Raw genomic sequence first — 20,334 nt, 5'->3', positions numbered from 1 at the left:
ATGACAATCAACGTCAGGGTCTTTTGGGTGCTGTGCGCGTTCTTCGCGGCAGCCACCGTCGAGTACACGGTGTGGGGCTTGCTCGATCCGTTCCACTACCGCGTGGAGTGGGTTGGCACGATCGCCCTGGGGCTCTGCTCGGCGCTGTTCGCGCTCATTGCCTTCTACCTTGCACGTGTTCGCAACAGCCTTGAGGGTCGCATCCTCCCCGAGGACGCGGCTGACGCCAACGTCGACGACGGTGATCCCGAGCAGGGATTCTTCAGCCCGTGGAGCTGGTGGCCCGTGAGCCTGGCATTCGGTGCCGGTCTCGTGTTCCTCGGTATCGCCGCCGGCTTCTGGATCGCCTTCATCGGTGCCGTCCTGGCTGTCATCGCACTGGTCGGATGGATCTATGAGTACTACCGCGGAAACTTCGCGCATTAGCGGCACGACCATCCGTCTCGCGTCTGCTGACGACGCGGACGCGATCTTTGGGCTGCTCGAGCAACTGCCGTCCAGCTATAACCCGCCCCGGGCGTCGTTCGACGAGGCGTTCGGCGATGTGGTTCGCGATCAAGAAGATCGCTTTCTCTACGTGGCGGAATTCGGCGGCTCCGTCGTCGGCTACGCGCTGACCACTGTCGTGAGGCCGCTTTACACTGACGGCCTCTCTGCGGAGCTCCAGGAGCTCGTGGTCGACGTTGCGGCGCGCAGTCGCGGCATAGGTAGCCAGCTTGTTACCGCCGTCGAGGCGGAGTGCCGCCGCAGGGGAGCTCGTCAGCTCACCGTGGCCAGCAGCCGTGGCGCCGCCTTCTACGAGCGGCTCGACTACCGCTCCACCGCAGACTTCCTCAAGAAGGTCCTCAGCGACTGACGCTGGTGGGACTGCGGCGGCAGCGCGGCCATTCGTGCTCCTGTGTCGACTCGTTCTGTGCCGCACGAGCGCAACTCGGTGGCTTCCGTGCGCCCTCTCGGGCCTCGCTGGTGCGGAGCATGTCAACGTGCGCGTTGCTCCCAGGCGAAGATCCCGCGACGGCTCGTGCCGTGTCAGTGGCTGCGTGCGCGTCGCCTTCGATAGGTCCCGCCGGCATCGACACCTGCGTTGACGGGCACCCTCCGGCGCAACACAAGTAGGTGCGCCCGATCGAAAGATCGGGCGCACCTAGGTTGTTGTGCTGAGCGCCTAGTGGTGCTCGCTTGACTCGAGCTCGTGGCGGGTGACGGGTGAGATCCGGTCCTCGAAGAACCACCGCGAGAAGCCGGCCCGCAGTCGCTGACCGAACGTGATGCGGCCGCGCGCATCCGGACGGATCATCAGGGGCTTGTAGTCGAGGAAGCTCACGAGCCTCCAGCGCTCGTACTCGCTGAGCTGCTCGTGCACCTCGATGTACTCGCCTCCCGGCAAGCGCACGATGCGGCCGGACTCGAAGCCGTGGAGCGCGATCTCGCGATCCTTCTTCTGCAGTCCGATCGCGATGCGCTTGGCCAGGTGATAGGCCACGAATGGACCGACGAAGAGCAGGGCCTGGAGGGTGTGCGTGACTCCCTCGATCGTGAGCTTGAAGTGGGTGGCGATCAGGTCGGAACCCGCAGCAGCCCAGAGCACGCAGTAGAAGGTGACTCCCGCTGCGCCGATCGCGGTGCGCACGGGGGCATTGCGCGGACGTGCAATGTGGTGCTCACGCTTGTCGCCGGTGATCCACGCCTCGATGAAGGGGTAGATGGCCACCGTGACGATGAACAGACCGAGTACCAGCACCGGGATGATGATGTTGAACGACCAGGTGTGGTCGAGCCAGACGAACTCCAGCCCCGGCGGCATCAGTCGTAGCGCGCCGTCGGCGAATCCGATGTACCAGTCGGGCTGGGTGCCGGCCGATACGGGGGAGGGGTCGTACGGCCCGTAGTTCCAGATGGGGTTGATCGTGAAGAACGAGGCGATCAGGACGATCACACCGAAGATGACGAAGAAGAACCCTCCGGCCTTGGCTGCGAACACCGGCAGGATCGGAACACCCACGACGTTGTCGTTCGTGCGACCGGGACCGGCGAACTGCGTGTGCTTGTTGATGACCATCAGCAGGAGGTGCAGGCCGAGTGCCGCCACGAGAATCGCGGGCAGCAGCAGAATATGCAGACTGAACAATCGCCCGACGATGTCGGTTCCGGGGAACTCTCCTCCGAAGAGGAGGTACGAGATCCAGGTGCCGACCACGGGGAGGCCCTTGACCATGCCGTCGATGATGCGCAGGCCGTTGCCGGAGAGCAGGTCATCGGGCAGCGAGTAGCCGGTGAAACCCTCGGCCAAGGCCAGGATGAACAGCACGAAGCCGATGACCCAGTTGATCTCGCGCGGCTTGCGGAACGCACCGGTGAAGAACACGCGCACCATGTGCAGGCCGATCGCGGCGATGAACAGCAGCGCCGCCCAGTGGTGGATCTGGCGGAAGAGCAGGCCCCCACGGATGTCGAATGACAGGTTGAGCGACGATGCGTACGCCGCCGACATGTCCATGCCCTTGAGCGGTACGTACGAGCCGTGATAGACGACCTCGGTCATAGCGGGCTGGAAGAAGAACGTGAGGAACGTACCCGACAGCAGGATGACGACGAAGCTGTAGAGGGCCACCTCGCCGAGCATGAACGACCAGTGGTCGGGGAAGATCTTGCGACCCAGCTCCTTGACGAAGCCCGAGATGCTCGTGCGCTCATCGATGTAGTTCGCGGCGGCCGTCGTGAAGCGCGACGCCTGATTGGGTGGCGAGGTGACGGTGCTCATGAACGCTCCCAGAAGCTTGGTCCGACTGGCTCGTGGAAGCCACTCTGTGCGATGAGGTATCCCTCCGAGTCCACCGCGATGGGCAGCTGGGGGAGAGGCCGCTTGGCCGGTCCGAAGACCACCTCGCAGTGGTTGGTGACGTCGAAGGTCGACTGGTGGCACGGGCAAAGGAGGTGATGAGTCTGCTGCTCGTAGAGGGCGACCGGGCATCCGACGTGGGTGCAGATCTTGGAGTAGGCGACGATGCCGTCGTATGACCAACCCTTGCGGGAGGGCATCTCGTGCAGGTCTTCGGGCTTGAGGCGCATCAGTAGCACCGCGGCCTTGGCCTTCTGCTCGAGCTTGTCTTCAACGTCGTTGAGTCCCTCGGGGATGACATGGAAGACGGAGCCGAGGGTGACCTCCGAGGCCTTGATGGGGGTACCGGACGGGTCCTGTGTGAGGCGAGTGCCGGTCTTCCACATGGTCTTGTCGAGCAGCTTGACGGGGTCTTCCGCTGGACCCAGGTCGCGGAACAGCACGACCGCGGGCAGCGGAGTGGCGACCAGCGCGCCGATCAGGGTGTTGCGGATGAGTGTGCGTCGTCCGAATCCGGACTCCTCGTTGGCCTGCTTGAAGATCTCCACGGCACGCTCGCGCGTGGGCTCCGAGCCACGCGTGAGGTGGCGGGACTCGGTCAGGTCGTGACCGCTCATGAGGTTCTTGGCCCAGTAGATGGCGCCGACGCCGATACCGAGCATGCCGAGCGTGATGCCGATGCCCAGGAACATTGTGTTGAGGCGAACCGACTCGGTGTTACCCGGGATGATCGGGAACGCGATGTACGCGACGATGGCGAAGATGCTGCCCACGATGGAGACCGCGAACAGCGTGTACACGCGACGCTCGGCCTGCTTTTCTTTGACGGGATCGAGATCGGTTACCCGTGGGCGCTCTGGCGGCAAGCCGGGGTTCGTGAAACCGTCAGCCGTGGCGACCGCGGTTCCGGGCGATGCCAGGGGCGGCTCGCTCTTCTCGATGGCCGAGCCAACAGCGGCGTTCGTGCCACCGTCGTCGTCGTGTGCCATTCTCTTCCCTTCGTTTGGTGCAGGTAGTTGCGTGAAGCGCTGTGAGCAGCCGCTCTAGTTTGCCTTCGCGGCGATCCAGATCGTGACACCGACGACAGCACCGAGCCCGAAGATCCAGATGAAGAGTCCTTCAGACACCGGACCGAGGCTGCCGAGATCGAATCCGCCCGGGGACGGGTTCTTCTCGAGGTACTTCAGGTAGGTGATGATGTCGGCCTTCTGCGTGGGCGTGAGGTTCGCATCGTTGAACACGGGCATGTTCTGCGGGCCGGTGACCATCGCTTCGTAGACGTGCTCCGCGCTGACGCCGGCAAGGGCCGGAGCAAACTTGCCATCCGTCAGTGCGCCGCCGGCGCCGGCCACGTTGTGGCACATGGCGCAGTTGATGCGGAAGAGCTGGGCGCCGGTGGCGGCATTGCCGTCAGCCTGCAGGTACTTGGAATCGGGGATACCGGGCCCGGGAGCGAGCGAGGCGACGTATGCCGCGAGGTCAGCAACCTGCTCATCGGTGAACTGCGGCGGCTTCTGCTCGGCCTGCGGTCCCTGCTGCGCGAGCGGCATGCGACCGGTGCCGACCTGGAAGCTGACGGATGCTGCGCCGACGCCGTAGAGGCTCGGGCCGTCCTTGGTGCCCTGGGCGTTCATGCCGTGGCAGGTCGCACAGTTCGCAGCGAAGATCTTCTGCCCCTCCTGAACGGAGGACTGTGACGCGGCGGTCGGCGTCTGGGCCGAGGCCGCGGTGGTGAAGAGAGCGTAGGCGCCACCGGTGGCGACCAGCCCGATCATCATCAGGGCGACGGTGGCCAGCGGATGCCGTCGATTGGCCGGTCGACCCCTGCGGGTCTTGAGTGCTGAATTCGCCATGCGAGTGACTTTCCTGATTCCCATCGGTGGAGCGACTATTTCAAAACGTAAATGACCAGGAACAGCCCGATCCACACGACGTCAACGAAGTGCCAGTAGTAGGAGACGACAATCGCGCTGGTCGCCTCCTTGTGACCGAAGTTCTTGACACTGTATCCACGGCCGATGATGAGCAGGAATGCGATGAGGCCGCAGGTGACGTGAATCGCGTGGAAGCCCGTGGTGAGGTAGAACGCGGAACCGTAGGGGTCTGAGGAGAGAGTCACGTGCTCCGACACCAGCGTCGCGTACTCGAAGATCTGGCCGGTGACGAAGACGGCGCCGAGAGCGTAGGACAGGAAGAACCACCTGGTCAGGCCCCACTCGCTGAACTTCCATCCGGTGGAGCGGGGCTGCAGCCGCTCCGCGGCGAATACGCCGAACTGGCAGGTCACCGATGACAGCACCAGGATGAGCGTGTTGACGAGCGCGTATGGCACGTTGAGGTGCTCGGTCTGCGCGGCCCACAGCTGTGGAGACGTGGAGCGCAGGGTGAAGTAGATCGCGAACAGGCCGGCGAAGAACATCACCTCGCTCCCGAGCCAGACGATCGTACCCACGGCTACCGGGTTCGGTCTGTTGACGGAGGGAGCCCCGACTGAAGAAGAAAGAGAGGTGCTGGTCACGCTTCCCATTATGGTCGATATCGAGGGTGACATTTCTCATTCCTGCGGCCTGTCTGCCCGTTCGGGGCGCCGAATCCGCGTCGGGGGAGTCGATATGATCGCAGCTATGCCCTCGGAACTCACCTGGCCGGCCCTGCTCACTTCTCTCCTGAGGGGAGAGGATCTCAGTATCAGCGAAGCCTCCTGGGCGATGCGCAGCGTCATGCTCGGCGAAGCGAGCCAGGCCCAGCTGGCCGGATTCCTCGTCGCACTGAGCGCGAAGGGTGAAACGGTCGACGAGATCGTCGGTTTTCGCGATGCCGTGCTCGAGCACGCGCTTCCGCTCGCCGTCGACCCGATGGCCCTCGATATCGTCGGGACTGGTGGCGATCGCTTCGGCACCGTCAATGTGTCGACCATGGCCTCGATCGTCGTCGCGGCATCCGGGGTACCCGTCGTGAAGCACGGCAATCGCGCGGCCAGTTCCAAGTCCGGCGCCTCGGATGTGCTCGCCGCCCTCGGGGTGAATCTCGAACTGCCTCCGGAGCGCGTTGCTGAGGTGTTCGGGGAGGTCGGGATCACGTTCGCGTTCGCGGCGCTGTTCCACCCCGGCTTCAGGCATGCGGGCCCGACGCGCGGCGAGCTCGGCATTCCCACCGTGTTCAATTTCCTCGGACCGCTCGTCAATCCGGCCCGGCCGGAGGCGAGCGCGGTCGGTGTGAGCAGCCTGGACAAGGTGCCGCTCATCGTCGGCGTCTTCCAAACCAGGGGAGCGACCGCCCTCGTGTTCCGCGGCGACGACGGGCTCGACGAACTCACGACCACTGGTCACAGCCACATCTGGGAGGTGTCGCGCGGCGCGGTCACCGAGCACGACCTCGATCCGCTCGACCTCGGCATCAAGCGAGTGGACGTCTCCGCGCTGCTCGGCGGGGACCCCGCGAACAACGCCGCGGTCGTGCGATCCACGCTCGCGGGCGAGACGGGCGCCGTGCGCGACATCGTGCTGCTGAACGCAGCCGCCGGCATCGTCTCCTACGACCTCGCGCTGCATCCGGGGCACGTGCAGGAGTCGATCGTCGACCGCTTCGCGAGTGCGATGGCCACGGCCGCGGAGACCGTCGACTCGGGTGCGGCCGCCGCCAAGCTCGAGGCCTGGGTCGCCGCGACGAATGCGCACACCTAACCCCGCGCTATCGCTGGGCATCGCTCACTTGTAGCCTGAGCCGATGAGCACCTTTTTCTATCTCCCGTTCCTGATCTACCTCCTGCTGGTGGTCATTACGCTCTGGATCCTCTGGGCGATCATCCGGTCTGCCGTACGAAGGGCCCTGCGCGACCACCAGGAATGGCTCGAGGGCCGGGGGATGCGCTGATTCCGGGTGAGACCTAGGCCTGGCCCAGGTACAGCCAGCGGCCGCCTTCTCGCACGAAGCTGCTCGACTCGTGCTGCTCGCCGCTGCCGGCGGGGGAGCGGTAGTGAGCGCGGAACTCCACAGTGCCCACCGAGTCGAGCATCCGTCCGCCGGAGGTGGCGAGGATGTCGAGCCGATACCAGCGCAGCGAGGGGTCGAGTTCCAGCTCGCGCGGCCGCGTGTTCTGATGCCAGCTGGCGAGCAGATAGGCGGCATCGCCGACCGCGAACGCGGAGTACCGCGACCGCATGAGCTGTTCAGCCGTCGCAGCCTGTCGCTCGCCCCGGTGGAGGGGGCCGCAGCACTCCTCATAGGGGAGACCGCCCAGGCAGGGGCAGTGCGAGGGGTTAATCGGAGTGCCTCACCATCGTTGACCTGGTCATTCCTCTGCTAGCGCGCGGCATCCGTCATCATGGTGCCATGAGGCTCAATGATTTCACCGTTCCGGATAGCCAGGCTGCGCGAGCCGCACTGGTCATCGCGACCGAGTATCACACGCCGTCGCTGCTGAATCATGTGCAGCGCTCCTGGCTGTGGGCGGAAGCCTTCGCTCGCGCTCGCGAAGTCAAGCCCGATCACGAACTGCTCTACGTCGCCGCGCTCCTGCACGACATCGGCATCGCACCCGAATTCGATAACGTCGCGCTCGCCTACGAGGATGCCGGTGGCCACGTTGCGGTGGCACTGACCGCCGGTGCCGGGTGGTCGGCGGAGCGCCGCATCCGTGTCCACGAGGTGATTGTGCGACACAACTGGCCCCAGGTCGATCCGGAGCTCGACGTCGAGGGGCATCTGCTCGAGATTGCGACGGCGCTCGACATCTCTGGCGCCAGACCGGACGAGCTTCCCGCGACCTTCCTGCGCGACGTTCTCGACCGCTATCCGCGGCTCGAGCTCGCCGCGGAATTCACCGCGTGCGTCGTCGATCAGGCCTCACGGAAGCCGAATACCGCCGCCCATCGTCTCGTCGACGGAGGCTTGGGAGCGAAGCTTCTGGGCAATCCACTCGAGCGCGTCTAGCGGGCCGAGGCAGGGCAGCGGAGAGCGCTACACGCGAATGACGAGTTTCTGCGCGGAGACTCCGCGCCGCAGCCGCGTGAGCGCGGCAGGAATCTGCTCGAGACCTTCGCCGATGACGAGTGCCTCCGGAGTTGCCCGATATGTCCCCTCGGCCAGTGCGGCGGGCAGATACTCCGCGTAGATGCCGGGACCGACCTCGTTGCTGCGCAGGGTTCCGCCCCAGACCGGCGTGACGCGCACGCCGTGGCGACGACGGCCGAGGAGATCGAAGCGCACCGCGACGGAGGGTTGCGCCGTGGCGATCCGTCGAGAACCGGGCACGCTCGCGACAACGTCGAGCGTTGGGCGCAGCGAGCGCCTGCCAATGGCGTAACTACCCGCGAGCGTTCTGCCGTCGAGAGCCGTGACGATGTCGTCGGCCGCCGTGCGGCTACGGCGGTCGATCGTCGACTCCGCTCCGAGGGACCGCAGATAGTCGAAATTTTGAGGCGAGGAGGTAGCGATGACGCGGTAGCCGGCGCCGCGGGCCAGCTGGACCGCATTGCTGCCGACGCTCGTCGAAGCGCCCCAGACCAGCACGGTTTCGTCGCGCGGCGGCGGCGCGACGGTCGGCAGTGGCAGGCCCAGATGATCGGATTGGAAGAGTCCTGTCGCGGCGGTCGAGAGCGCGAGCGGCAGCACGCACGCTTGCTCGAAACTGAGGGCGTCGGGAATCGGCGAGACGAGTGTCTGCGGCAGAACCGCGTAGTGCTGGAACGCGCCCTCGGCAGCTCGATTGCGGTCGCGCTCGACTCCGACGGCCATCCCGAGCACCCTGTCGCCGACGTGCAGTCGCGTAACGCCCGCACCCAGCTGCACGATCTCGCCCGCGACGTCGCTCCCGATGACGGCGGGGAAGGTGAGCCAGGGCACCATCATCCGGTAGAAGATGCCCGGAAACGCGTCGACCGGATTGACGGCCACCGCGCGCACGCGCACGACGACCTGGTCGGGAGCGGGCGCCGTGTACGGAGCGGCCCTGACCTCGAACGTGGCGCCGGGTCGCGGCAGCCACAGCGCGGCGTTGTCGGGGGTCACTTCACCACTCCCGCGAGAAGGTATTCACCGCCGCAGGCCTCGGCGAACGACGAACCGAACAGCGCGGCCGGCGTGTACGCGCCCGGCCTGCCCTCGGCGGCCAGCAGACGTCTCGCGGTCTCCGCGGCCACCGTGGAGGTGAACTCGCTCGCGTTCGGCAGCTTCAGCCAGCCCTCGCGGTGCCTGCCGTCGTACCACTCGACCTCCGCATGTCCCCAGGAGTGCTCTCTGGGCTGTGGTCGGGCGGACGTCTTCACCGCGGCGAGGCGCCTGGTGACGAAGCGCCGCAGAGGCGCTATGTGCAGGAGCGGGAGAGTCGCGGGCAGGAGCGCGCTGAGCAGCGACCCGGATGGCGCCTCACTCGATGCGGTCTCGATGTAGGGAGCGTGCGAGGCGCGCTCGGCCGCAAGAAGCTCACCGAGCGGCATGACGGCGGTGACGACCTCGTCGCCATCCGGGGTGGTGAGTGTCCTGGCGAGGCTGCCGAGTGTGGCCTTCGCAAGCCGGCCGTCCGTGATCCTCCGGCCTTGAAAGCGTCCCCCTCCGGCTATTCCGGGCAGGCCTTCGACGATGGATGCCGCGAGCGCCTCGCCGACGACACCCTCGGTGAACGCCACGGAGGGAATCATGTTCACGCGGACCCGCCGCGCGTTCGGCTGACCCTCCAGCAGCCTGGTCAGTACGCTCTCGGTCGCCGTGACGCCGAAGCCCGCGCCCGTGACGATGGTCGTGCCTGCGGTACGTGCGGCATCGTCTCGAGCGAACAGCTGGGTGAAAGTGGAGATGTCGTTCGCGATATCCACGTAGTGTCCTGACAGCAGCGCCGCGTCGGCGATGACGGCCGCAGTCGACTGGAATGGTCCGACGGTATTGACCACGACGGCGGGTCGCTCTCGCAGAATCGCGCTGGCCATCGCGGCGGGCGAGGCGGCGGCCACGGTTCGCGCCCCGAGCGGGGCCGCGGCTCTGTTCAACCTCGCGGCATCCCGGCCGACCAGAACCGGAACCGTGCCTCGAGCCGCGAGCTTCTGCGCGATTGCCGCACCCGCTCGGCCCGTAGCACCGAGCACCCAGATCTCCTCTGACATGTCTTTCCCTTCCGATACGCGCCTGATGACACGCAATGTCATGGCGACGCTATCACGGATGACACGGCGTGTCATGAGGTAGCCTTGCGACATGGGCAGATGGGATCCGGATGCGCGCGAGCGCCTCGAGCGAGCGGCATTGGAGCTGTTTGCCGAGCAGGGCTTCGCGGCAACGACGGTGCCGCAGATCACCGGGCGCGCGGGGCTGACCACGCGCACCTTCTTCCGCTATTTCGCCGATAAGCGCGAGGTGCTGTTCTCGGGGGAAGCGGAGATGCGGTCGCAGTTTGCGGACGTCATCCGGGGAGCGCCGTCGGACCTGAGCGCGATGGACCTCGTGCAGTACGCGCTCGAAGCGGCGGCGGCGACCATCTTCGAACCACGCTTCGCGGACCTGCGCAATTGGCGCACCGTCGTCGCGAGCGACGAGGGACTGCGTGAGCGTGCGCTGCGGAAACAGCAACTGTCGACCGAAACGGCGATAGTCGCGCTGCGGGAACGCGGCCTCGATGGGCAGACGGCAGCGGTGCTCGCCGGTCTCGCGAGCGTGCTGCTGCAGAGCGCGGTCGGGGCCTGGGTCGAGCAAGCCGTGGTCGAGAAGAGTCTGACCGCGTACATCCGCGAGTCGGTAGAACAGTTGCGGTCGCTCGTCGCCTAGCGCTCCGGCGCCGACCGCGCGACATTCGTCACTGCATCTCCAAGGTGGCGGGCGCGGAGGTCGTCCATGAGCCGCTCAAGCTGTGCCAGCTCCTCAGCGGGTGAGCCGCTGCGAGGCGGCGCATCCGCATCGCCGCGCCAATCGAGTCCCCAGGTGCCCAGGGCATGGAGGATCGGTACGGTCCGGATGCCGGCCTCGGTGAGGCTGTAGCGGGCGCGCTGCCCCCTGGCGGCGGTGCCGCGGCGGAGGATGCCGGCCTCCACGAGCCGAACGAGGCGGTCGGCGAGGATGTTCGATGCGATTCCCGCGTCGGACCCGGTGAGCAATGCGCGGAAGTGGCGACGGTCGGAGAGGATCACGTCGCGCAGGATGAGAAGGGTCCAGCGATCGGCGAGCACGTCGGTTGCCGCGCTGATCGCGTCTCCGGGGAGTGGCCGCACGATTCCTCCTTTCCTGAACTTCAAACCTTGACAAGGCTCGACACCTCAATATAGTAGTTGCAAAGCGCAACCACTCTGGGAAAGAGGAGCTGATGGGCCGTTTCGTGTACTGGATGAACGTCTCGGTCGACCTGCGCATCGAGCAGGTTCCGGGCGACGATGGCGCAGGGGAGTGGTTGCACATCGGGGAGTCGCTGCACCGCGAATTCAACGCGCGGGCGCGGCAGCTCGACGCGATGGTGCAGGGCCGGGTCATCTACGAAACGATGGAGGAATTCTGGCCTGCTGCACGTACCGACGACTCGCTGCCGGAGTTTCTGCGCGAGTACGGAGAGATCTGGACCGATGCGCCGAAGGTGCTCGTGTCTCGCACGCGAACCAGCGCCGACTACAACACCCGGATCTTCGGGGGAGACGACGCGATCGAGCAACTGGCGCAGTTCCGTGCCGAGACCGACGGTCGCATCGGCGTGGGCGGTGCCACCATCGCCACCCAACTGCTGCGAGCTGACCTGCTCGATGAACTGATGCTCTTCACGCATCCGTCGATCCTCGGCTTCGGTCGGCCGCTGTTTGACGACTACGACCGGCCGATCGACCTCGAACTGCTCGAGCAGGGATCATTCGAGGCGGGCGTCACCCTGCATCGCTACGCGATTCGACACTGAGCGGAGTGCGGATGCTGACCCGGGTCGCCGACGATGTCTTCGTCCACGAGAGTGACTTTCTGAAGAGCAACGCCGTCGTTGTTCGCGGCGCCTCGGGAGTCGTGCTGATCGATGCCGGGATCAGCCGCGACGAGCTCGCGACTATCGCGAGCGATCTGCGCGAAGCGGGGGACACCGTCGTCGCGGGCTTTTCGACCCACCCGCACTGGGATCATCTCCTGTGGCATCCCGAGCTGGGTGATGCGCCTCGCTACGGCACTGCTCGCTGCGCCGCGGCCATTCGGGGGCGGCTCTCGACGCCTGGGTGGGAGGCCATGGTCGCGGGGATGCTTCCGCCGGATATCGCGGATGAGATTCCGGTGGACGCGCTGTTCGGCCGCATCACCGCGCTGGATGCCGGTGCCGATCGGATCCCGTGGGACGGCCCCGGCATCCGGATCATTGAGCACGAGGCGCACGCTCCCGGGCACGCGGCGCTGCTGGTCGAGGAGCACGGCGTGCTCGTGGCGGGGGACATGCTCTCGGATGTCCTCATTCCCATGCTCAACGGCATGGCCGAGAATCCGATCGAGGATTACCTGACCGCGCTGGAGCGGCTCGAGGGCGTTGCGGACGCCGTCGACATCGTGATCCCGGGCCACGGATCGGTTGTGGGAGGCGCGGAGTACCGGAAACGCATTGCGCTGGACCGGGCCTATGTGCTTGCGCTGCGCGACGGTGTGGAACCCGCCGACCCGCGAATCGGGCCCCACGCACAGCCCGGGTGGGAATGGGTGGGAGAGGCGCACGCCAGGCAGCGGGAGTATCTCGCTCGGCTGACCTGACATAATGTGCATTATCAGCGATTGAGATTATGCCGGACGGGGCTGCCCGGACCCGTCGCGCTGGAGCCGCCCGCTTGCGGCCGGCACACGGCCATTGCTCACTTGCCATAGCCGGAGCGCCGCATCGGTAATATATGGAACGATCGTCCACTTACCAAAGGGTCGGAATGGCTGGAAGACCGAACGGCGGCTCGCGGCCCACCGCGCGAATTCTCAACTCGGTGCGCGTCGCGGGCGACGGCCACGGGGTCAATGAACTCGAACTCTTCTTCGACCTCATCCTCGTGTTCGCCTTCACCCAGGTCACCCAGACCATGGCACACCACCACGATGCACCGGGGATCCTTCGCGGGCTGATCATTCTGGGATTGCTCTGGTGGTCGTGGATCGCCTACGCATGGCTGGGTAACCAGGCGTATGCGGATCGGGGCCTGATGCCCATCGGACTCGGGCTCGCTGCGGCCCTGATGTTCGTCATCGCCTTCGCCGTCCCTGAGGCGTTCGCGGACGACTACGGTCCGCGGTTGGAGCCGTTCGTTCTTGTCATCGCCTATGTCTTGGTCCGACTGATTCACTTCGGGCTGTACCTGATCGCTGCACGCGACGATCCAGGATTGAAGCGGCAGCTCATTCTCACCAATTCCATTGCCGTCGCACCCATGGCCGTGCTTCTCGCTGCCGGCGCGTGGTTGGGCGGCCCCGCTCAGACGTGGCTGTGGCTTGCAGCTCTCGTCTACGACGCGGCCGCCGTCTTCTTCAGTTCCAGTCGTGGAGACTTCCGGGTGAACTCCACGGCGCACGCGGCAGAGCGCTTTGGGCTGGTGGTGATTCTCGCCCTGGGGGAATCGGTGGTCTCCATGGGGACGGGTCTGCGGGGTGTTGAGATCGGCGGAGCGCTCATTGCCGGTGTCTTCCTCGCGGTAGCCGGCAACATCGTGGTCTGGTGGCTCTACTTCCACCGTTTTTCGAACGCCGTCAAGGACGCGCTCCAGACGCGCTCGGCGAAGCGGCTCGAAGATGCCACGCTCATCTATACCTTCGCCCACTTCCCCATCGTCGCCGGAATCTTGCTCACCGCGGCAGGTATCGAGTCAGCGATGCCGCACATCGCAGAGTGGCAGGGCATCGGCTTGTTTGGTGCGATCGCCATCGGAACCGGTGGGTCTCTCATCCTGCTCGCCACGGTGGCCATCTGGCACCGCGTGACCGGACGCATCTTGATTTTCCGCATCGCGGTGGCGATCGCGTTCATTCCTGCGGCGATGCTTGCTGCGCAGCTCCCGCCGATCGCTTACTTCAGCGTTTTCGTGCTTGCCGGCGCCGCGCTGGTGTTCGTGGAGTCACGGACGCGCCAGCTTCGCGTCGCCGACCAGGCTCAGGCGCCGATGTAGGTCGCGAGATGCTTGCCGGTGAGCGTTGAGCGATCCGCGACAAGATCCGCAGGCGTTCCCTCGAACACGATTCGTCCGCCGTCGTGACCGGCTCCGGGCCCCAGGTCGATGATCCAGTCGGCGTGAGCCATCACCGCCTGGTGGTGCTCGATGAGGATGACCGACCTGCCAGAGTCCACGAGCCGGTCGAGCAGGCCGAGCAGGTTCTCGACATCCGCCAGATGCAGGCCCGTCGTCGGCTCGTCGAGCACGTAGACGTTGCCCTTCTCCCCCATGTGGGTCGCCAGCTTGAGTCGCTGGCGTTCGCCGCCGGACAGGGTCGTCAGCGGCTGTCCGAGGCTCAGGTAACCGAGTCCAACGTCCGCGAGCCGTTCCAGGATGGCGTGGGCCGCCGGGATGCGCGACTCCCCCGCGCCAAAGAATTCCTCGGCTTCGGTGACCGGCATCGCCAGCACCTCCGCGATGTTGCGACCGCCGAAGCGGTACTCGAGCACTGCGGCCTGGAACCGCTTGCCCTCGCACACCTCGCAGGTCGTGGCCACCCCCGCCATCACGCCGAGGTCGGTGTAGATGACACCCGCGCCGTTGCAGTTCGGGCAGGCGCCCTCCGAGTTCGCGCTGAAGAGTGCCGGCTTGACACCGTTCGCCTTGGCGAAGGCCTTGCGGATTGGCTCGAGCAACCCCGTGTACGTCGCCGGATTGCTGCGTCGGGAACCGCGGATGGCGCCCTGGTCGATCGACACCACGCCATCCCGACCCGACACCGAACCGCGGATCAGCGAACTCTTGCCCGACCCCGCGACCCCCGTCACCACGGTCAGCACTCCGAGCGGGATGTCCACGTCGACATTCTGAAGATTGTGGGCGTTCGCACCGCGAACTTCGAGCGCACCGGATGACGTGCGCACGTCGCCCTTGACGCTGACTTTGTCGTCGAGATGCCGGCCGGTCAGCGTTGAGCTCGCCCGCAGCCCCTCTACCGTCCCCTCGTAGACGACCTCTCCCCCGGCCGTTCCGGCACCGGGCCCGAGGTCGACGACGTGGTCGGCGATCCCGATCGTCTCCGGTTTGTGCTCCACCACGAGCACCGTGTTGCCCTTGTCCCGCAGCTGCAGCAGGAGCTCGTTCATCTGCTGGATGTCGTGCGGGTGAAGGCCGATGGTCGGTTCGTCGAAGACATAGGTCACGTCGGTGAGCGACGAGCCGAGATGGCGGATCATCTTGGTGCGCTGCGCCTCGCCGCCCGAGAGCGTTCCCGCCGGCCGATCGAGGCTGAGGTAACCGAGCCCAATCCGCACGAAGGAGTCGAGCGTCTCCCCCAGCGATGTGAGCAGCGGGGCGAGCGAGGGCTCGTCGAGGCCGCGCACCCACTCGGCGAGGTCGCTGATCTGCATGGCACAGGCATCCGCAATGCTGATGCCGTTGATCTTTGAGGACCGTGCGCCCTCGTTGAGGCGGGTTCCGCCGCACTCCGGGCAGGTCGCGAAGGTGATCACGCGGTCCACGAAGGCCCGAACGTGCGGCTGCATCGCCTCCCTGTCCTTGGAGAGGTACGACTTCTGAATCTTCGGGATCAGACCCTCGTAGGTGAGGTTGATGCCCTCGACCTTGATCTTGGTCGGTTCCTTATAAAGAAGGTCGTCAAGTTCCTTCTTGCTGAACTTGCTGATCGGCTTGTCCATGTCGAAGAAGCCGCTGCCGCCGAAGATCCGGCCGTACCAGCCCTCCATGCTGTAGCCCGGCACCGTGAGCGCACCCTCGCTGAGCGACTTGCTGTCGTCGTACAGCTCGCCGAGGTCGAAGTCGTTGACCGTCCCCATGCCCTCGCAGCGCGGGCACATTCCACCGGTGATGCTGAAGTCGCGACGTTCCTTGACGGTCTCGCCGCCGCGCTCGAACTTGATGGCGCCCGCGCCGCTGACCGAGGCGACATTGAACGAGAAGGCCTGCGGCGAGCCGATGTTCGGCTGACCGAGCCTGCTGAACAGGATGCGCAGGAATGCGTTGGCGTCGGTGGCCGTGCCGACGGTGGAGCGCACATTCGCACCCATCCGCTCCTGGTCCACGATGATCGCCGTCGTCAGTCCCTCCAGCAGGTCGACATCCGGGCGGGCGAGCGTGGGCATGAAGCCCTGCACGAAGGAACTGTAGGTCTCGTTGATCATGCGCTGCGACTCGGCCGCGATGGTACCGAAGACGAGCGAACTCTTGCCCGACCCCGAGACCCCCGTGAAGACCGTGAGCCTGCGCTTCGGAAGCTCGAGGTGCACGTTCTTGAGGTTGTTCTCCCGGGCGCCGTGCACGCGGATGAGGTCGTGGCTGTCGGCGGCGTGCCGTGCGTTCGCGGTCACGGCGTGCTCGATTCGCGGGCGAGGAATACCTCGATCGCCTCGACGACGAGCGCGTGGTCATCCGCCTGGGCGAGGCCCGAGACGGTGACGGTGCCGATCACGCCGCTGTCCCTGATCGCGATGGGGAAGCATCCGCCGTGGGCCGCGTAGAGAGTGTTCTCGGCCCAGGGCCTCGTCTCGAACGGCGTTCCGGATGAGCGGTGCCGCAGTCCGACGAGGAAGGAACTGACGCCGTACCTGCGCACGGTGCGAGTCTTGCGCGCGACCCAGTCGTCGTTGTTCGCGGCGGTTCCGGCGAGGGCCGCGTGGAAGAGCTGCTGGTCGCCGCGGGTGATGTCGATGGTGATCGGCAGGCTGCGCTCCGTGCCGAAGCCGACGAGGATGCTGCCGAGGGCCCACGCGTCCTCGTGGCTGAAGCGAGTGAAGACCAACCGCTTCTCCTGCGCTTCGATCTCTGCCATCAGCGCCTCGGCATCCTCGTTCACTGCGTCGTTCGACACCACGTTCTCCATTCTGCGCCAGGGACGGGTTACCGCCGGATCAGTATTTATCGGATGACCGCAGGCCTCAGGCGAAATTGCTGACGTCTCCGACATACCTGGTGTGGTCGGTGGCCACGGGTTCGACCGCGGCGAGGGCGACCTCCGCGGCGAACTCGCCGACGTTGTACAGCCGTCCTGCCGCCTCCTTGCGGGCCTCGATGGCGCCCGGATTCGCGCGCTCCAGCAGGGTTGCCGTGATCGTGCCCTCGATCATGTCGCCGGAGACGACGACGAACTCGATGCCCGCCTCCTCCAGACGCGGGAGCTGATCGCGCAGCGCGTCTTCGCCCGCTCGCTTGCTCAGCGCCACCGGGAGGTACTCCGGCATCGTCTCGACCGTCTTGATGAAGTGCGCCTGGTGGCTCGTGACGAAGACGACGCGCGAGCCCGGAGCGAGCAGCGGGATCGCGGTCTCGAGCAGGTTCACCTGCGCGTCGCGATTGAGCTTCATCGCGTAGTCCTCGGCCATCCCGGCTTCCATGCCGCCCGAGGCATTCAAAACGAGGATGTCGAGGCCGCCCCAGGCCTGGGCAACGGTGTCGAACATCCCGGAAACGGACTGGGGATCGGTGAGGTCTGCCCCGACGGCGATGGCCGTGCCGCCATCGGCCTCGATCTTCTCGACCAGCTGGAGGGCGCGCTTCTCCTTGTTGCGGAAGTTGATGACGACGCTCGCCCCGGCGCCGGCGAGATAGGTGGCGGTGTCGGCTCCGATGCCGCGCGAGGATCCCGTGACGAGCGCACGCTTGCCGTCGAGTGAGCCTGCGGCAAGTGGATTGGTCACGTGATTCAACTCCTGAGTTTCGGTCCTGAGCGGGCGGCGGCCGGCTCCATCCCGAGAATAGCAAGAACGCTCACTACCGATCGGGTCGTGATGATAGTTTCAGTGTGACTCAAGAGGAGCCCGCCATGGTCGAATTCATCGTCAGTTACTCCTGGCTGCTGTGGCTCGGGCTCGTGCTCGTCTTTGTGATCATTGAGGTCAGCACCGTCGACTTCACCTTCCTGATGCTCGCCATCGGCAGTCTTGGCGGTCTCGCCTCCGGCCTTCTGGGTCTTCCCGTGTCGGGCCAGATCATCGTCGCCGCCGTGCTATCCGTGCTCCTGTTGTTCCTCGTGCGGCCGTGGCTGAAGCGCGTGTTGGAGCGCGGCAGCGACCGCACACCCAGCAACGTGGATGCCCTCCTCGGTCTCACGGGCGTCGTCACCACGGAGTTCGTCGATGGCCAGGGGCACGCCAAGCTCGCCAACGGTGAGGTGTGGACCGCGAGGCTTTCACAGAGCAGCGCCCAGCGCGTTGTCGAGGTCGGCGAGAACGTCATAGTCACCGCAATCGAGGGGGCGACCGCCATGGTCGTCCCGTCCGAAAGGATCGCACAATGAACGAGGGCCAGATCTTTGGGCAGGTGATCCTCGTGATCCTGCTCATCATCGTCGCGATTTTCGTGCTGGTGATCCTGTTCCGCTCCATCCGGATCGTGCCGCAGGCCACCGCGGGCATCGTGGAGCGACTCGGCAAGTACCACAAGACGCTCTCGCCGGGGCTCAACATCCTCATTCCCTTCATCGACCGACTGCGCCCGCTCATCGATATGCGTGAGCAGGTGGTCTCGTTCCCACCCCAGCCCGTGATCACCGAGGACAACCTCGTGGTGTCGATCGATACGGTCGTCTACTTCCAGGTGACGGATGCGCGCGCCGCGACCTACGAGATTGCCAACTATCTCGGCGCCGTCGAGCAGCTGACCACCACCACGCTGCGTAACGTCGTGGGTGGGCTCAACCTCGAGCAGGCGCTCACCAGCCGCGACAACATTAACGGGCAGCTGCGCATCGTGCTCGACGAGGCAACGGGCAAGTGGGGCATTCGCGTGGGCCGGGTCGAGCTCAAGGCCATCGACCCGCCGCTCTCGATCCAGGACTCGATGGAGAAGCAGATGCGCGCCGAGCGTGACAAGCGCGCCGCCATCCTCACCGCCGAGGGAACCAAGCAGGCCGCCATCTTGCAGGCCGAGGGTGCCAGGCAGGCCGCCATCCTCGAGGCAGAGGGCGACGCGAAGGCGACCGTGCTGCGTGCCGAGGGCGAGGGGCAGGCCATCACGACGGTCTTCAAGGCGATTCACGACGGTGACGCCGATCCGAAGCTCCTCGCGTACCAATACCTCCTCACGCTGCCGAAGCTCGCGGAGGGCGAGTCGAACAAGCTGTGGATCATCCCGTCTGAGTTCACGGATGCCATGCAGAACATCGGCGCCGGCTTCCTGGGTAATAAGGGTGCAGCCCCGCCCACCGCGTAGCCCCGGCTTCTTCACCGCCGCTCCCCCGCGCGTGCTCGCTCACCGGGGGCTGGCGATCGGCGCACCGGAAAACACGCTGCTCGCGTTTGCGAAGGCGGTCGCGGTGGGCGTCACGCACATCGAGACCGACGTGCACGCGAGCAGCGACGGTATCGCCGTGATCAGCCACGATCCGGATCTCTCCCGGCTGCTGGGGCGTGACACCCGCGTGAGCGAACTCACGATGGCGCAGCTCGGCCGCCTCGAACTCGGCAACGGGCAGGTGTTCTCGAGCCTTGCGGAGGCACTCGACGGCTTTCCCGAGACGCGCTTCAACATCGACGTGAAATCGGCGGATGCGGTGGAACCGACGATCAGGGCGATCCGGGCCGCGAACGCGACCTCTCGGGTTCTCGTCACCTCGTTCAGCGAGCGGAGGAGGGCCGCCGCCGTTCGAGACCTTCCCGGCGTCGCGAGCTCGGCATCCGCTCCCCTGTTCGGCGTCGCGCTCGTCGCGGGAAAACTCGGGCTCTCTTCGCTGCTGCGTCTCGCGCTCAGGAACGTGGATGCCGTGCAGATTCCCGAGCGCGCGGCCGGAATGAACACGGTGACGCCCCGTCAACTGCGACTGGTGCATGCCGCCGGGATCGAGGTGCACGTCTGGACCGTCAATGACGTGCCCACGATGACGAGATTGCTGGATCTCGGGGTCGACGGACTCGTTACCGACCGTGCAGACCTCGCGATGGAACTCCTCCGCTCCGGTATCTGATCCCCCTCAGTCTGTGAAGGGGCTGGGAATGGCGCGGGGCGGAAAGGTTCTACCCAGCTTGGGGGTTTATAACTTTGAATGCATCGCGAGAAGGGACCACACAATGGCGGATCGCAGTTTGCGCGGAATGAGGCTCGGATCCCAGAGCCTCCAGAGCGAAGAGGGCGTCACCTTTTCCCCGCGGAAGAAGAGTACTTACCAAGCCGCCGACGGCTCGACGTTCGAGGTCATGTTCTCTGCTGAGGCGGATGTACCGACCGAGTGGGAGTCGCCGAAGAGCGGCCAGTCGGGTCGACTCCTCGATGACAACGGTCATCAGGTCGAGTTTGACGAGGCAGACGTAAAGGTGCCTCGCAGCCACTGGGACATGCTGCTCGAGCGTCGTACGCGGCCCGAGCTTGAAGAGTTGCTTCAGGAGCGACTCGACTACCTTCGTGCGCGTCGCGGCCAGCACAAGATCGGCGCCTGAGCGGCTC

The 20,334-nt window shown here is 65.8% G+C and carries 24 protein-coding genes; 13 read left to right on the top strand and 11 right to left on the bottom strand.

What is annotated here, in order from left to right; translation table 11 throughout:
* Together ABUA37_RS05820 and ABUA37_RS05815 are read left to right on the top strand one after the other, a co-directional pair.
* Entirely contained in the window at positions 1-426 is a 426-nt protein-coding gene (locus ABUA37_RS05820) for a cytochrome c oxidase subunit 4 (RefSeq protein WP_349898187.1), read from the top strand.
* Positions 395-856 (top strand): GNAT family N-acetyltransferase, encoded by a 462-nt coding sequence (locus ABUA37_RS05815; protein ID WP_349898186.1) that lies wholly within the window; start codon positions 395-397, stop codon positions 854-856. Before ABUA37_RS05820 ends, ABUA37_RS05815 begins: the two co-directional genes overlap by 32 nt.
* A gap of 309 nt (positions 857-1,165) precedes the next feature.
* Here the strand turns inward: ABUA37_RS05815 and qcrB are convergent, their stop codons facing one another.
* The 4 genes from qcrB to ctaE are packed head-to-tail and all read right to left on the bottom strand — an operon-like array spanning position 1,166 to position 5,366.
* Positions 1,166-2,761, bottom strand: a complete 1,596-nt coding sequence (gene qcrB, locus ABUA37_RS05810; RefSeq protein WP_349898185.1) for a cytochrome bc1 complex cytochrome b subunit — start codon at positions 2,759-2,761, stop codon at positions 1,166-1,168.
* Positions 2,758-3,828 carry a cytochrome bc1 complex Rieske iron-sulfur subunit gene (gene qcrA, locus ABUA37_RS05805; protein WP_349898184.1) on the bottom strand — a complete coding sequence of 357 codons (1,071 nt, stop codon included), beginning with the start codon at positions 3,826-3,828 and terminating at the stop codon, positions 2,758-2,760. Before qcrA ends, qcrB begins: the two co-directional genes overlap by 4 nt.
* A 54-nt stretch (positions 3,829-3,882) precedes the next feature.
* Positions 3,883-4,692, bottom strand: coding sequence for a cytochrome bc1 complex diheme cytochrome c subunit (gene qcrC / locus ABUA37_RS05800; RefSeq protein ID WP_349898183.1), 810 nt, complete (start codon positions 4,690-4,692; stop codon positions 3,883-3,885).
* A gap of 35 nt (positions 4,693-4,727) precedes the next feature.
* Positions 4,728-5,366 (bottom strand): aa3-type cytochrome oxidase subunit III, encoded by a 639-nt coding sequence (ctaE, locus tag ABUA37_RS05795; RefSeq protein WP_349898636.1) that lies wholly within the window; start codon positions 5,364-5,366, stop codon positions 4,728-4,730.
* 97 nt (positions 5,367-5,463) lie between these two features.
* On the opposite strand from ctaE, the gene trpD reads away from it, so the two are divergent.
* Both trpD and ABUA37_RS05785 read left to right on the top strand, forming a co-directional pair.
* Positions 5,464-6,522, top strand: coding sequence for an anthranilate phosphoribosyltransferase (trpD, locus tag ABUA37_RS05790; protein WP_349898182.1), 1,059 nt, complete (start codon positions 5,464-5,466; stop codon positions 6,520-6,522).
* 43 nt (positions 6,523-6,565) lie between these two features.
* Positions 6,566-6,712 (top strand): hypothetical protein, encoded by a 147-nt coding sequence (locus ABUA37_RS05785; RefSeq protein WP_349898181.1) that lies wholly within the window; start codon positions 6,566-6,568, stop codon positions 6,710-6,712.
* A 13-nt stretch (positions 6,713-6,725) separates the two neighbouring features.
* On the opposite strand, the gene ABUA37_RS05780 is transcribed toward ABUA37_RS05785, so the two are convergent.
* Positions 6,726-7,079, bottom strand: a complete 354-nt coding sequence (locus ABUA37_RS05780) for a YchJ family protein (RefSeq protein WP_349898635.1) — start codon at positions 7,077-7,079, stop codon at positions 6,726-6,728.
* A gap of 92 nt (positions 7,080-7,171) precedes the next feature.
* On the opposite strand from ABUA37_RS05780, the gene ABUA37_RS05775 reads away from it, so the two are divergent.
* Positions 7,172-7,771 carry an HD domain-containing protein gene (locus ABUA37_RS05775; protein WP_349898180.1) on the top strand — a complete coding sequence of 200 codons (600 nt, stop codon included), beginning with the start codon at positions 7,172-7,174 and terminating at the stop codon, positions 7,769-7,771.
* A gap of 27 nt (positions 7,772-7,798) precedes the next feature.
* On the opposite strand, the gene ABUA37_RS05770 is transcribed toward ABUA37_RS05775, so the two are convergent.
* Together ABUA37_RS05770 and ABUA37_RS05765 are read right to left on the bottom strand one after the other, a co-directional pair.
* Positions 7,799-8,848, bottom strand: coding sequence for a zinc-binding alcohol dehydrogenase family protein (locus ABUA37_RS05770; RefSeq protein ID WP_349898179.1), 1,050 nt, complete (start codon positions 8,846-8,848; stop codon positions 7,799-7,801).
* Positions 8,845-9,936, bottom strand: coding sequence for a saccharopine dehydrogenase family protein (locus ABUA37_RS05765; protein ID WP_349898178.1), 1,092 nt, complete (start codon positions 9,934-9,936; stop codon positions 8,845-8,847). The genes ABUA37_RS05770 and ABUA37_RS05765 overlap by 4 nt, the downstream gene beginning before the upstream one ends.
* 91 nt (positions 9,937-10,027) lie before the next feature.
* Between ABUA37_RS05765 and ABUA37_RS05760 the strand changes: the two genes are divergently transcribed.
* Positions 10,028-10,594 (top strand): TetR family transcriptional regulator, encoded by a 567-nt coding sequence (locus ABUA37_RS05760; protein ID WP_349898177.1) that lies wholly within the window; start codon positions 10,028-10,030, stop codon positions 10,592-10,594.
* Here ABUA37_RS05760 and ABUA37_RS05755 read toward each other — a convergent pair.
* Positions 10,591-11,034 carry a winged helix-turn-helix transcriptional regulator gene (locus tag ABUA37_RS05755; protein ID WP_349898176.1) on the bottom strand — a complete coding sequence of 148 codons (444 nt, stop codon included), beginning with the start codon at positions 11,032-11,034 and terminating at the stop codon, positions 10,591-10,593. The genes ABUA37_RS05760 and ABUA37_RS05755 overlap by 4 nt on opposite strands.
* Before the next feature lie 92 nt (positions 11,035-11,126).
* Between ABUA37_RS05755 and ABUA37_RS05750 the strand changes: the two genes are divergently transcribed.
* The 3 genes from ABUA37_RS05750 to ABUA37_RS05740 all read left to right on the top strand — a co-directional run bounded on the left by ABUA37_RS05750 (position 11,127) and on the right by ABUA37_RS05740 (position 13,917).
* On the top strand, positions 11,127-11,702 hold the full coding sequence (locus tag ABUA37_RS05750) for a dihydrofolate reductase family protein (protein ID WP_349898175.1): 576 nt from the start codon (positions 11,127-11,129) through the stop codon (positions 11,700-11,702).
* Between the two features lie 11 nt (positions 11,703-11,713).
* Positions 11,714-12,526 (top strand): MBL fold metallo-hydrolase, encoded by an 813-nt coding sequence (locus ABUA37_RS05745; RefSeq protein ID WP_349898174.1) that lies wholly within the window; start codon positions 11,714-11,716, stop codon positions 12,524-12,526.
* A 167-nt stretch (positions 12,527-12,693) separates the two neighbouring features.
* Positions 12,694-13,917 (top strand): low temperature requirement protein A, encoded by a 1,224-nt coding sequence (locus ABUA37_RS05740; protein WP_349898173.1) that lies wholly within the window; start codon positions 12,694-12,696, stop codon positions 13,915-13,917.
* Here ABUA37_RS05740 and ABUA37_RS05735 read toward each other — a convergent pair.
* From ABUA37_RS05735 to ABUA37_RS05725, 3 genes are all read right to left on the bottom strand, one after another.
* Positions 13,902-16,268 (bottom strand): excinuclease ABC subunit UvrA, encoded by a 2,367-nt coding sequence (locus ABUA37_RS05735; protein ID WP_349898172.1) that lies wholly within the window; start codon positions 16,266-16,268, stop codon positions 13,902-13,904. The genes ABUA37_RS05740 and ABUA37_RS05735 overlap by 16 nt on opposite strands.
* Positions 16,265-16,768 (bottom strand): heme-degrading domain-containing protein, encoded by a 504-nt coding sequence (locus ABUA37_RS05730; RefSeq protein WP_349898171.1) that lies wholly within the window; start codon positions 16,766-16,768, stop codon positions 16,265-16,267. The genes ABUA37_RS05735 and ABUA37_RS05730 overlap by 4 nt, the downstream gene beginning before the upstream one ends.
* Before the next feature lie 67 nt (positions 16,769-16,835).
* Positions 16,836-17,594: an SDR family oxidoreductase gene (locus ABUA37_RS05725; protein WP_349898170.1), complete on the bottom strand. Its 759-nt coding sequence runs from the start codon at positions 17,592-17,594 to the stop codon at positions 16,836-16,838.
* A 125-nt stretch (positions 17,595-17,719) separates the two neighbouring features.
* Here ABUA37_RS05725 and ABUA37_RS05720 point away from each other — a divergent pair, with 125 nt between their 5' ends.
* The 4 genes from ABUA37_RS05720 (at position 17,720) to ABUA37_RS05705 (ending at position 20,327) form a co-directional block, all read left to right on the top strand.
* The gene (locus ABUA37_RS05720; RefSeq protein WP_349898169.1) at positions 17,720-18,193 is read left to right on the top strand and encodes an NfeD family protein; all 474 of its coding nucleotides are present in this window, start codon (positions 17,720-17,722) and stop codon (positions 18,191-18,193) included.
* Positions 18,190-19,107 carry an SPFH domain-containing protein gene (locus ABUA37_RS05715; protein ID WP_349898168.1) on the top strand — a complete coding sequence of 306 codons (918 nt, stop codon included), beginning with the start codon at positions 18,190-18,192 and terminating at the stop codon, positions 19,105-19,107. The genes ABUA37_RS05720 and ABUA37_RS05715 overlap by 4 nt, the downstream gene beginning before the upstream one ends.
* On the top strand, positions 19,085-19,858 hold the full coding sequence (locus tag ABUA37_RS05710) for a glycerophosphodiester phosphodiesterase family protein (protein ID WP_349898167.1): 774 nt from the start codon (positions 19,085-19,087) through the stop codon (positions 19,856-19,858). The genes ABUA37_RS05715 and ABUA37_RS05710 overlap by 23 nt, the downstream gene beginning before the upstream one ends.
* A gap of 103 nt (positions 19,859-19,961) precedes the next feature.
* A complete protein-coding gene (locus tag ABUA37_RS05705) occupies positions 19,962-20,327 on the top strand; it encodes an RNA polymerase-binding protein RbpA (protein WP_349898166.1) in 366 nt (121 codons plus the stop codon).
* The last annotated feature ends 7 nt before the right edge of the window (positions 20,328-20,334 follow it).

Source organism: Parafrigoribacterium soli, assembly GCF_040227235.1.
In the GTDB taxonomy this organism is placed as follows: domain Bacteria; phylum Actinomycetota; class Actinomycetes; order Actinomycetales; family Microbacteriaceae; genus Parafrigoribacterium_A; species Parafrigoribacterium_A soli.
Note: the sequence above shows the minus strand (reverse complement) of the source record. Positions and strands in the feature narration are given on the sequence as shown.

Coding starts and splice junctions, on each gene's coding strand:
- ABUA37_RS05820 (WP_349898187.1), top strand. CDS start 1: ATGACAATCAACGTCAGGGTCTTTTGGGTGCTGTGCGCGTTCTTCGCG.
- ABUA37_RS05815 (WP_349898186.1), top strand. CDS start 395: ATGAGTACTACCGCGGAAACTTCGCGCATTAGCGGCACGACCATCCGT.
- qcrB (WP_349898185.1), bottom strand. CDS start 2,761: ATGAGCACCGTCACCTCGCCACCCAATCAGGCGTCGCGCTTCACGACG.
- qcrA (WP_349898184.1), bottom strand. CDS start 3,828: ATGGCACACGACGACGACGGTGGCACGAACGCCGCTGTTGGCTCGGCC.
- qcrC (WP_349898183.1), bottom strand. CDS start 4,692: ATGGCGAATTCAGCACTCAAGACCCGCAGGGGTCGACCGGCCAATCGA.
- ctaE (WP_349898636.1), bottom strand. CDS start 5,366: ATGGGAAGCGTGACCAGCACCTCTCTTTCTTCTTCAGTCGGGGCTCCC.
- trpD (WP_349898182.1), top strand. CDS start 5,464: ATGCCCTCGGAACTCACCTGGCCGGCCCTGCTCACTTCTCTCCTGAGG.
- ABUA37_RS05785 (WP_349898181.1), top strand. CDS start 6,566: ATGAGCACCTTTTTCTATCTCCCGTTCCTGATCTACCTCCTGCTGGTG.
- ABUA37_RS05775 (WP_349898180.1), top strand. CDS start 7,172: ATGAGGCTCAATGATTTCACCGTTCCGGATAGCCAGGCTGCGCGAGCC.
- ABUA37_RS05765 (WP_349898178.1), bottom strand. CDS start 9,936: ATGTCAGAGGAGATCTGGGTGCTCGGTGCTACGGGCCGAGCGGGTGCG.
- ABUA37_RS05760 (WP_349898177.1), top strand. CDS start 10,028: ATGGGCAGATGGGATCCGGATGCGCGCGAGCGCCTCGAGCGAGCGGCA.
- ABUA37_RS05750 (WP_349898175.1), top strand. CDS start 11,127: ATGGGCCGTTTCGTGTACTGGATGAACGTCTCGGTCGACCTGCGCATC.
- ABUA37_RS05745 (WP_349898174.1), top strand. CDS start 11,714: ATGCTGACCCGGGTCGCCGACGATGTCTTCGTCCACGAGAGTGACTTT.
- ABUA37_RS05740 (WP_349898173.1), top strand. CDS start 12,694: ATGGCTGGAAGACCGAACGGCGGCTCGCGGCCCACCGCGCGAATTCTC.
- ABUA37_RS05720 (WP_349898169.1), top strand. CDS start 17,720: ATGGTCGAATTCATCGTCAGTTACTCCTGGCTGCTGTGGCTCGGGCTC.
- ABUA37_RS05715 (WP_349898168.1), top strand. CDS start 18,190: ATGAACGAGGGCCAGATCTTTGGGCAGGTGATCCTCGTGATCCTGCTC.
- ABUA37_RS05705 (WP_349898166.1), top strand. CDS start 19,962: ATGGCGGATCGCAGTTTGCGCGGAATGAGGCTCGGATCCCAGAGCCTC.